The sequence below is a fragment of the uncultured Amaricoccus sp. genome (assembly GCF_937858865.1).
Taxonomy (GTDB): Bacteria; Pseudomonadota; Alphaproteobacteria; order Rhodobacterales; family Rhodobacteraceae; genus Amaricoccus.
Window position 1 is genome coordinate 1 of sequence record NZ_CALLYO010000319.1, and the last position, 7,736, is coordinate 7,736.

The 7,736-nt window shown below is 70.7% G+C and carries 14 protein-coding genes; 4 read left to right on the forward strand and 10 right to left on the reverse strand.

Annotated elements, in window-relative coordinates; all coding sequences use genetic code 11:
* Window positions 1-8: 8 nt before the first annotated feature.
* The 3 genes from nth to Q0112_RS09020 are packed head-to-tail and all read right to left on the reverse strand — an operon-like array spanning window position 9 to window position 1,217.
* On the reverse strand, window positions 9-653 hold the full coding sequence (nth, locus tag Q0112_RS09010; protein WP_297974183.1) for an endonuclease III: 645 nt from the start codon (window positions 651-653) through the stop codon (window positions 9-11).
* 1 nt (window position 654) lies between these two features.
* The gene (locus Q0112_RS09015; protein WP_297974185.1) at window positions 655-1,005 is read right to left on the reverse strand and encodes a type II toxin-antitoxin system PemK/MazF family toxin; all 351 of its coding nucleotides are present in this window, start codon (window positions 1,003-1,005) and stop codon (window positions 655-657) included.
* Window positions 1,002-1,217 (reverse strand): antitoxin MazE family protein, encoded by a 216-nt coding sequence (locus tag Q0112_RS09020; protein WP_297974187.1) that lies wholly within the window; start codon window positions 1,215-1,217, stop codon window positions 1,002-1,004. The genes Q0112_RS09015 and Q0112_RS09020 overlap by 4 nt, the downstream gene beginning before the upstream one ends.
* A 144-nt stretch (window positions 1,218-1,361) precedes the next feature.
* Between Q0112_RS09020 and Q0112_RS09025 the strand changes: the two genes are divergently transcribed.
* Both Q0112_RS09025 and Q0112_RS09030 read left to right on the forward strand, forming a co-directional pair.
* Complete coding sequence (locus Q0112_RS09025) at window positions 1,362-2,204, forward strand: bifunctional helix-turn-helix domain-containing protein/methylated-DNA--[protein]-cysteine S-methyltransferase (protein WP_297974189.1); 843 nt, start codon at window positions 1,362-1,364, stop codon at window positions 2,202-2,204.
* A gap of 69 nt (window positions 2,205-2,273) precedes the next feature.
* Window positions 2,274-2,921 (forward strand): OmpA family protein, encoded by a 648-nt coding sequence (locus Q0112_RS09030; RefSeq protein WP_297974191.1) that lies wholly within the window; start codon window positions 2,274-2,276, stop codon window positions 2,919-2,921.
* A gap of 20 nt (window positions 2,922-2,941) precedes the next feature.
* Here Q0112_RS09030 and Q0112_RS09035 read toward each other — a convergent pair whose 3' ends face one another.
* The 7 genes from Q0112_RS09035 to Q0112_RS09065 form a co-directional block, all read right to left on the reverse strand.
* Entirely contained in the window at window positions 2,942-3,328 is a 387-nt protein-coding gene (locus Q0112_RS09035; protein ID WP_297974193.1) for a VOC family protein, read from the reverse strand.
* Window positions 3,329-3,392: 64 nt separating this feature from the next.
* Window positions 3,393-3,719 carry a TraR/DksA family transcriptional regulator gene (locus tag Q0112_RS09040; protein ID WP_297974196.1) on the reverse strand — a complete coding sequence of 109 codons (327 nt, stop codon included), beginning with the start codon at window positions 3,717-3,719 and terminating at the stop codon, window positions 3,393-3,395.
* A 1-nt stretch (window position 3,720) separates the two neighbouring features.
* A complete protein-coding gene (locus Q0112_RS09045) occupies window positions 3,721-4,212 on the reverse strand; it encodes an ATP F0F1 synthase subunit B (RefSeq protein WP_297974199.1) in 492 nt (163 codons plus the stop codon).
* Between the two features lie 3 nt (window positions 4,213-4,215).
* Window positions 4,216-4,842, reverse strand: coding sequence for a F0F1 ATP synthase subunit B' (locus Q0112_RS09050; protein ID WP_297974200.1), 627 nt, complete (start codon window positions 4,840-4,842; stop codon window positions 4,216-4,218).
* Between the two features lie 59 nt (window positions 4,843-4,901).
* A complete protein-coding gene (locus Q0112_RS09055; protein ID WP_297974202.1) occupies window positions 4,902-5,138 on the reverse strand; it encodes a F0F1 ATP synthase subunit C in 237 nt (78 codons plus the stop codon).
* Window positions 5,139-5,189: 51 nt separating this feature from the next.
* Entirely contained in the window at window positions 5,190-5,945 is a 756-nt protein-coding gene (locus Q0112_RS09060) for a F0F1 ATP synthase subunit A (RefSeq protein WP_297974207.1), read from the reverse strand.
* Window positions 5,946-6,359: an AtpZ/AtpI family protein gene (locus Q0112_RS09065; RefSeq protein WP_297974209.1), complete on the reverse strand. Its 414-nt coding sequence runs from the start codon at window positions 6,357-6,359 to the stop codon at window positions 5,946-5,948.
* A 129-nt stretch (window positions 6,360-6,488) separates the two neighbouring features.
* On the opposite strand from Q0112_RS09065, the gene Q0112_RS09070 reads away from it, so the two are divergent.
* Entirely contained in the window at window positions 6,489-6,833 is a 345-nt protein-coding gene (locus Q0112_RS09070; RefSeq protein WP_297974212.1) for a helix-turn-helix transcriptional regulator, read from the forward strand.
* 133 nt (window positions 6,834-6,966) lie between these two features.
* Window positions 6,967-7,736, forward strand: a 770-nt coding sequence (locus tag Q0112_RS09075; protein ID WP_297974215.1) for a 1-deoxy-D-xylulose-5-phosphate synthase N-terminal domain-containing protein, incomplete at its 3' end; no start/stop codon positions are given.

The window sequence follows — 7,736 nt, forward strand, 5'->3', positions numbered from 1 at the left end:
GGCCTTGGTCACAGATTCTTCTCCTCGAAAGCGCAGAGGTCGCGGATCAGGCAGGTGCGGCAGTGCGGCTTGCGCGCGACGCAGACGTAGCGGCCGTGCAGGATCAGCCAGTGGTGGGCGTGCAGCTGCCAGGGGGCGGGCACCCGGTCCTCGAGCGCGCGCTCGACGGCGAGGACGTCCTTGCCGGGGGCGATGCCGGTGCGGTTGGCGACGCGGAAGATATGGGTGTCGACCGCCATCGCCGGCAGCTTCCACCAGGTGTTGAGGACGACGTTCGCCGTCTTGCGCCCGACGCCGGGCAGGCTCTGCAGCGCCGCGCGCGAGGCGGGGACCGCGCCGCCGAAATCCTCGACGAGGATGCGGCTGAGCTTCATCACGTGGCGGGCCTTGTTGTTGAAGAGGCCGATGGTCTTGATGTGCTCGATGAGGCCGGCCTCGCCGAGGGCGAGCATCTTCTCGGGCGTGTCGGCGACCTCGAAGAGAGCCGCGGTGGCGCGGTTTACCCCCTTGTCGGTCGCCTGGGCCGAGAGGGCGACGGCGACGAGGAGGGTGAAGGCGTTGGTATGCGCGAGCTCGCCCCTGGGCTCGGGCTCGTCGGCGTGGAAGCGGCGGAAGATCTCGTCGATCGTCGCATAGTCGAGCGGCTCGGGCACCCTATGCCTCCCGGCTTCTCGGGGAGACCGCGAGGCCGAGGAAGACGAGGATCGCCTGGTTCAGCCGCAGGGCGTCCTCGTCGTCGAGGCAGCCGATGCGCCGGCCGAGCTTCGCCTTCGGGACGGTGGTGAGCTTGTCGACCATCAGCCGGCAGGGGGCGCCGAGGCCGTTACGCTCGTTGGGCGCGACCGGGATGCGGATCAGCGGCGCGTCGGTCGGGTCGGTGGTGAAGGCGCAGATGGTGATCGACTCCGTGGCATCGAAAGCGTCGTCCTGCACGATGACGACCGGACGCGGCTTCCCGGCATAGCCGGTGCCGGCCGCCGCCGTCCAGATCTCGCCGCGCCTCATCCGTCACCGATATCGAGCGCCGAGACCGCGTCGATGAAGGCCTGGTCCGCCGTCGCCCCGCGGCTCGCCGCCACGGCGAGGGACTGGCGGTGCGCCTCGGACCGGAAGGCGGGAGCGCGGACGTCCGGAACCCAGATCTGGATCGGCCGGAGGCCCTGCGCCCGCAGGCGGGCGCGGTGCTCGCTGACCTTCAGCCGTGACGGCTTCGTCATTCCTTCCTCCGGATTGCCTGGTTACATGTAACTAGCAGCAGTCCCCTGCCCTGGCCAGAGGCGGGCCGCGGGTTTCCCGCAGGATTCGGGTGGGGGGCGGGCGGCGCCTGCGCTAGGTTGCGCGTCGACGCGAGGAAAGATGCCATGACCGAGACAGTTCAGGAACAGTATCACTACGCGGTGATCGGCCGCGCCATCGATCATATCGTCGCGCAGGCACCGCGGCAGGCGTCGCTCGAGGACGTGGCGGCGAGTGTCGGGATGAGCCCGGCGCACTTCCAGCGGCTGTTCAGCCAGTGGGTGGGCGTCAGCCCGAAGCGCTACCAGCAGTATCTGGCGCTCGACCATGCCAAGCGGCTGCTAGCCGAGCGGCACAGCGTGCTCGACACCGCCTATGCCGCGGGGCTTTCGGGAGCGGGGCGGCTGCACGATCTCTTCCTGCGCTGGGAGGCGATGAGCCCGGGCGAATATGCCCGCGGCGGCGAAGGGCTGGAGATCGCCTGGGGGTGGTTCGACACGCCCTTCGGGCCGGCGCTCGCCATGGGGACGGACCGCGGGCTCTGCGGGCTCGCCTTCGCGGCGGAGACCGGGCGGGAGGCGGCGATGGCCGACCTGCGCGGGCGCTGGCCGAAGGCGCGCTTCGTGGAGGCGCCGGAGCGGATCGGGGCCTGGGTCGATGCGGCCTTCGGTGGGGGCGAGGCGCGGCTGCACCTGATCGGGGCGCCGTTCCAGCTCAAGGTCTGGGAGGCGCTGCTGGCGGTGCCGAGCGGGCATGTCACCACCTATTCCGACATCGCGGCGGCGATCGGGCGGCCGAAGGCGGTCAGGGCGGTCGGGACGGCGGTGGGGCGGAACCCGGTCAGCTTCCTCATCCCCTGCCACCGGGCGCTGCAGAAGGCCGGCGGGCTCGGCGGCTATCACTGGGGGCTCGGGGTGAAGCGGGCGATGCTGGCCTGGGAGGCGGCGAGGCTGGAATCGGCGGCGTGAAAAAGGATCTTCCGTCGATTCGCCAACGTGCTAAGCAGCGAGCATAACGAGAACGTTGCGAGGCACGAGATGAAGCAGGCAGTGAAGATCCTCATCCTGACGGCCGGCGTGGCGGCCGTGGCCGGCTGCACCAACCCGGACGGGACGCGCAACTCCACCGCGACGGGCGGGCTGATCGGCGCGGGCGTCGGCGCCATCGCCGGGCGGGCGATCGACAGCGGCGGCTCGGGCGGCACGCTGATCGGCGGCGCGGTCGGCAGCTTCGCCGGCGCGGCGATCGGCGCGGCGCTCGACCGGCAGCAGCGCCAGCTCGAGGAGGGGCTGGCCGGGTCGGGGGCGACGGTGGTGAACACCGGCAACCAGCTGGTGGTGACGCTGCCCGAGTCGATCACCTTCGACACCGACAGCGCGGTGGTGCATCAGGAATATGTCGACGAGATCGCCTTCGTGGCGCGGTCGCTGCGCGACAACCCGCAGTCGACGGTGCGGGTCGTCGGCCATACCGACAGCACCGGCTCGACGGCGCACAATCAGCGGCTGAGCGAACAGCGGGCGCAGGCGGTGGCGACGATCCTGACCGGCAACGGCGTCGAGTCCGGGCGGGTGCAGACGGCCGGGATGGGCTACAGCCAGCCGGTCGCCAGCAACGACACGCCGGGCGGGCGGGCGCAGAACCGGCGGGTCGAGATCGTCATCACGCCGACGACCGGGGCCTGAGCCCCGCCGCCCGGAGCGCGTCAGCGCTCCGGGAAGGGGACGTAAGGCAGGTGCACGGCCTCGAGCTTGTTGCCATCGGGGTCGCGCACGAAGGCGGCGTAATAGTCCTCGGTATAGTCGCGCAGGCCGGGCGCGCCGGCGTCGCTGCCGCCTTCGGCGAGGGCGGCGGCGTGGAAGGCGTCGACGGCCGCGCGGCTCGGCGCGACGAAGGCGACATGGGTGCCGTTGCCGGGACCGGCGGCGCCGTCCGCCGGCAGGGTGGCCCAGAACTCGGGCCATTCGACACCCCAGGCGCAGCCGAAGTCCTCGCTCATGGTGCGGCGGTAGCCGAGGGCGCCGAGCGCGGCGTCGTAGAAGCGCGTGGCGCGGGCGAGATCGGTGGTGCCGACCGAGACGTGGTTGAACATCGGGGCCTCCCTGCTGGACGGGTGCAGGTTAGCACGCCGCCACTGACAGCCTGATGTCAGGAGGTCAGCCGGCCGCGGCGGCGCAGTCGCGGCAGAAGGGGGTGTGCGGCAGGATGTCGAGGCGCTCCTCGCTGATCCGGTCGCCGCAGCGGACGCAGATGCCGTAGCTGTCGTTGCGGATGCGGTCGAGCGCGGCCTCGATCATGCGGACCTCGCGCACGCTGGCGGCGCCGAGGTCCTCGAGCACCTCGTCCTCCTCGCGCTCGATGGCCTGCTCGGAGAAGCTGTCGCTGACCGGCTCCTCGAGCTCGTCCTCGATGCGGGCGATGCGGGCCTCGAGCGCGGCCAGGCGGCGCTCCAGCTCGTCCTTGCGGGTTTCGAGCGACTTCATCTCAGTGCAGCTTCTCGCCGACTTCGGAAATGGCCTGGCCGATCAGCCGGTCGGCGTCGGCGGGCTTCACCTGCTGGCGGAGCACGTCGGCGGCGGCGGCGACCGCCACGCTGACCGCCTGGTCCTTGATCTGGCGGACGGCGCTCTGCTCGGCGGCGGCGATCTGCTCGGTCGCCGTCTTCATCCGGCGGGCGACGGAGTTGCGGATGTCCTCCTTCGCCGCCTCGGCCGCCTTCTCCGCCTCGGCGCGGGCGGCGGTGACGATGTCCTCGGCCTGGGACTTCACCTCCTTCTGCCGCCGCTCGAAGCCGGCCAGCAGCGTCTGCGCCTCGTCGCGCAGCGCGCGGGCCTCGTCGAGCTCCTGCTTGATCCGTACCGCGCGGGCATCGAGCATGCGGGTGATCATCGCCGGCACGCGGAAGTAGAGCAGCACCGCGACGAAGATCACGAAGCCGATGGCGACGACGATGTTGGTGTTGTTGAGGAAGTCCATCGCTCAGCCCTTCAGCCGCCTGGAGATGGCCGTATGCACCGTCCTGGCGTCGGCGGTGCCCGGCATCAGCGCGTCGACGATGGCGACCGCGGTCTCGCGGGCCACCTCCTCGACGCTCTTCGCCGCGCCCTCGCGGATCTCGGCGATGCGCTTCTCGGATTCCGCCGACTTCACGGCGATCTCGGCGTCGGCCTTGGCCATCAGCCCGGCGAGTTCCTTGTCGATCGCCGCCTTGGCCTCGGCCGCGATCCTGTGCGCCTCGTCGCGCGCCTTGGCGAGCGCGGCGTTGTAGGAGGCCTCCGCCTCCTGCGCCCGCCGCTTCAGCAGCGCCGCCTGCTCGATGTCGTTCGAAATGGCGTCGTTGCGCTCGGTCATCACCGTGCCGATCCTGGGCAGGGCGACCTTGCTCAGGATGAAGTAGAGCGCGAGGAGCGCCAGCACCAGCCAGAAGAGCAGGTTGGGGTAGATCGCCGGGTTGAGCTGCGGCATGCCCGATTCGGCATGCGCGAGGTTGTCCGCGCCCAGCGTCTCGGCGGTGTGGCCCTCGGCGTGCGCGTCACCCGCCGGGGCGACCTCGACCTGGTCCCCCTCGGCCTGCGCGATCACGATCACGGCGTTCTCGGTCGCCATCTCTCACTCCGTCCTCGGCGGGCCTCGGTGGCCCGCGACAGCGATGCCTCGGGTCGCGGTCAGACCGCGAACATCAGCAGCAGCGCGACCAGGAAGGAGAAGATGCCGAGCGCCTCGGCGAAGGCGATGCCGATGAAGACCATCGCGGTCTGCTCGCCGGCCGCGGCCGGATTGCGCAGCGCGCCCGACAGGAAGTTGCCGGCCACGAGGCCCACGCCGATGCCGGCGCCGCCCATGCCGACGCAGGCGAGGCCGGCGCCGACGAACTGACCCATCTCAGCGATATTGCCTTCCATGATTTTCTCCTTGGTGGATGGCGGGTTTCCGGGGCGCGCGTGCTTGCGGGGCTAGTGCCCGGGATGCAGCGCGTCGTTGAGGTAGACGACCGTCAGGATCGCGAAGACGTAGGCCTGGATCACCGCGACCAGCAGCTCGAGACCGTAGACGGCGGTGATGGCGAGGATCGGCAGGATGCCGGCGAGCCCGAGCGCCCCGGCGAAGCCGGCGAAGACCTTCAGCACCGCGTGGCCGGCCATCATGTTGCCGGCAAGTCGGACGGAGTGGCTGAGCGGACGGACGAAATAGGAGATCACCTCGATGAAGGCGAGGATGATGCGCAGCGCCAGCGTCGGCGCGCTCGCGACCCAGAAGAGCTTCAGGAAATGGGTGCCGTGCTTGTAGAAGCCGATCGCGGTGACCGAGAAGAAGACGGCGAGCGCGAGGAGCGCCGTGACCGCGATGTGCGAGGTCGGCGCGAAGGAGGTCGGGATGAGCGCGAGCAGGTTGGCGAAGAGGATGAAGAGGAAGAGCGTCATGACGTAGGGGAAGTACTTCGCGCCTTCCTTGCCGGTCACGTCGACGATCATCTTGTGCACGAAGCCGTAGATCGACTCGGCGACCGACTGCATCCGCGACGGGACGTGCGCCCGGCTGCGGCTGCCCACCAGCATCAGCAGGCTGGCGACGGCGACCGTCAGCGCCATCCAGAGCGTGGCGTTGGTGATCGTGTACCAGTGCACCTCGTGACCGCCGAAAAGCGGCACGACCTCGAACTGCTCCATCGGGTGGATGTTGAAGCCGCTGCCGCCCGCCTCGTCCGCCATCTAGTCCCCCGTCCCGTCTCTCGTCTCGTCTCTCGTTTCGGGCCTGCCGCCCATGAGGGCGGCTTCTCCGCGCCTGCCGCGCACCTCCTCGGCGGTGCGCAGCATCGTCCTGACGCCGGCGGCGAAGCCCAGCAGGGCGAACACCACCAGGAAGACCGGGCGGGTGCCGAAGAGCGCGTCGAGCCCCATGCCGATCGCGAGCCCCAGCAGCATCCCCACCACCAGCTCGATCACCATACGCCAGGCGAGCGAGCCCTGGGTGAACTCGCCGTGCCCCCGGCGCGGAGGCTCGGCGCGGTCCGCCCTGGCGGCGGCGATGCGGTCCTCGAGGCGCTTCAGCCGCTCGGCGAAGGGCTCCTCGGTCGTCCGACCGCCCTCCTCCTCCGAACCGGACTGATCCCCCTGGCCGGTCATTGCTGGGCAAGGGTGGTACTTTAAAGCGCCCATGCGGTCAAGCGAAAGCCGGGCGGGGCGGTTTATGGACAACGCGCTGATTTCAGGATAGTTTTCCGCCCGCTGGAACCCTCAACCGGACGGTTGACATTGCCCCGAGACGCCGATCTCGACCAGATCTTCGCCGCGCTCGCCGACCCGACGCGGCGGGCGCTGCTGAGCGCGCTCGCGCGCGGGGACCGCACGGTGGGCGAGCTGGCGCGGCCGTTCGAGATGTCGCTGGCGGCGATCTCCAAGCACATCCACATCCTCGCGGCGGCCGGGCTCCTCGGCCAGGAGAAGGCCGGGCGCGCGGTCACCTGCCGGCTGCTGCCCGAGGGGCTGCGAGCGGCGGGGATCTGGCTGCAGGGCGTGGGCGGCTTCGACCCCGAGGACTATGACGCGCTGGAGCGGCTGCTGGCGGTGGCGCTGGGCGAGGACGGCCGGGACCAGTGAGATTCCAGTCGGTTGGCCGATTCCGGCCATGCGCGGGGCGTAGGCGCCCCGGCGCGGGCGGCCTTGACCTTCCGGCCCGGCGAGAGGCCTGATGCCGCCAGCCCCTCCCCGGGGGAAGGAAGCGGAGGTTGCGATGCCCGACGTTCAGTCCCTCGCCGCGCTCGAGCGGCGCGTGCTCTGGCTCTCGGCCTGGACGATCCACGCGGCGAATCACCTGCGGCCGGCGGACGACCTCGACGTGAAGGTGGGCGGGCACCAGGCCTCGTCGGCCTCGATGGCGACGATCATGACCGCGCTCTACTTCCATGCGCTGCGGCCCGAGGACCGGGTGGCGGTGAAGCCGCACGCGGCGCCGGTCTTCCACGCCATCCAGTATCTCGCCGGGCGCCAGAGCCGCGAGCAGCTGGAGCGGTTCCGCGCCTTCGGCGGGGCGCAGAGCTATCCCTCGCGCACCAAGGACAGGGACGACGTCGACTTCTCCACCGGCTCGGTCGGGCTCGGGGTGGCGCAGACGCTCTTCTCCTCGCTGGTGCAGGACTATGTCCGCGCACACGGCTGGGGCACCGAGCGGCGCGAGGGGCGGTTCGTCGCGCTGGTCGGCGACGCGGAGATGGACGAGGGCAACATCTACGAGGCGCTGCTCGAGGGCTGGAAGCAGGGGGTGCGCAACCTCTGGTGGGTGGTCGACTACAACCGCCAGAGCCTCGACGCGGTGATCCGCGAGGGGCTCTGGGCCAAGCTCGAGACGCTGTTCCGCAACTTCGGCTGGGACGTGGTGGTGCTCAGGCACGGCGGCCTGCAGGAGGCGGCCTTCGCCGAGCCGGGCGGGCACCGGCTCCGGGCGTGGATCGAGGCCTGCCCGAACCAGCTCTATTCGGCGCTGACCTTCCAGGGCGGTGCGGC

What these genes read in the sequence shown, in the direction of transcription:
- Q0112_RS09015 (WP_297974185.1), bottom strand. Translation starts at nt 1,005, where the DNA reads ATGAGGCGCGGCGAGATCTGGACGGCGGCGGCCGGCACCGGCTATGCC.
- Q0112_RS09020 (WP_297974187.1), bottom strand. Translation starts at nt 1,217, where the DNA reads ATGACGAAGCCGTCACGGCTGAAGGTCAGCGAGCACCGCGCCCGCCTG.
- Q0112_RS09025 (WP_297974189.1), top strand. Translation starts at nt 1,362, where the DNA reads ATGACCGAGACAGTTCAGGAACAGTATCACTACGCGGTGATCGGCCGC.
- Q0112_RS09030 (WP_297974191.1), top strand. Translation starts at nt 2,274, where the DNA reads ATGAAGCAGGCAGTGAAGATCCTCATCCTGACGGCCGGCGTGGCGGCC.
- Q0112_RS09035 (WP_297974193.1), bottom strand. Translation starts at nt 3,328, where the DNA reads ATGTTCAACCACGTCTCGGTCGGCACCACCGATCTCGCCCGCGCCACG.
- Q0112_RS09040 (WP_297974196.1), bottom strand. Translation starts at nt 3,719, where the DNA reads ATGAAGTCGCTCGAAACCCGCAAGGACGAGCTGGAGCGCCGCCTGGCC.
- Q0112_RS09045 (WP_297974199.1), bottom strand. Translation starts at nt 4,212, where the DNA reads ATGGACTTCCTCAACAACACCAACATCGTCGTCGCCATCGGCTTCGTG.
- Q0112_RS09050 (WP_297974200.1), bottom strand. Translation starts at nt 4,842, where the DNA reads ATGGCGACCGAGAACGCCGTGATCGTGATCGCGCAGGCCGAGGGGGAC.
- Q0112_RS09055 (WP_297974202.1), bottom strand. Translation starts at nt 5,138, where the DNA reads ATGGAAGGCAATATCGCTGAGATGGGTCAGTTCGTCGGCGCCGGCCTC.
- Q0112_RS09060 (WP_297974207.1), bottom strand. Translation starts at nt 5,945, where the DNA reads ATGGCGGACGAGGCGGGCGGCAGCGGCTTCAACATCCACCCGATGGAG.
- Q0112_RS09065 (WP_297974209.1), bottom strand. Translation starts at nt 6,359, where the DNA reads ATGACCGGCCAGGGGGATCAGTCCGGTTCGGAGGAGGAGGGCGGTCGG.